We start from the raw sequence: 301 nt of genomic DNA, 5'->3' as shown, positions 1-301 counted from the left end.
TGTCGTCATTCACATGAACAGAAATGTCGTTGTCACGATTGGTTCGATGATTTTTGGTTCTTTGACGAGTGGTTCGATAAAGATTTCCACGACCATTGCAAGAAAAAGAAAGAATGCCATGACCCTTGCGAGAAGAAGAAAAAGAAACACCATTGTTTCTCTTGTAAAAAACACAGACATTCTTGCTGTCATTGTAAAGACTGAATCAGAAATATTCTGATGACCCATGCTTAATGAATATTTCCATTCACATTTTTCCAAGCGGGCATTGCTGCTGCTTGGACCTTTTATTGAAACACCC

General features: G+C 38.5%; 1 protein-coding gene. It reads right to left on the bottom strand.

Annotated features, from left to right (window positions below; translation table 11 throughout):
- Positions 1-9: 9 nt before the first annotated feature.
- On the bottom strand, positions 10-301 hold a 292-nt coding region (locus HPC67_RS15695; RefSeq protein WP_217589840.1), incomplete at its 5' end, for a hypothetical protein.

Origin of the sequence: Lentibacillus saliphilus (genome assembly GCF_019093865.1) — a bacterium.
In the GTDB taxonomy this organism is placed as follows: domain Bacteria; phylum Bacillota; class Bacilli; order Bacillales; family Amphibacillaceae; genus Lentibacillus_B; species Lentibacillus_B saliphilus.
The sequence above is the reverse complement of the archived record's forward strand: the minus strand, read 5'-3'. Positions and strand labels throughout refer to the sequence as shown.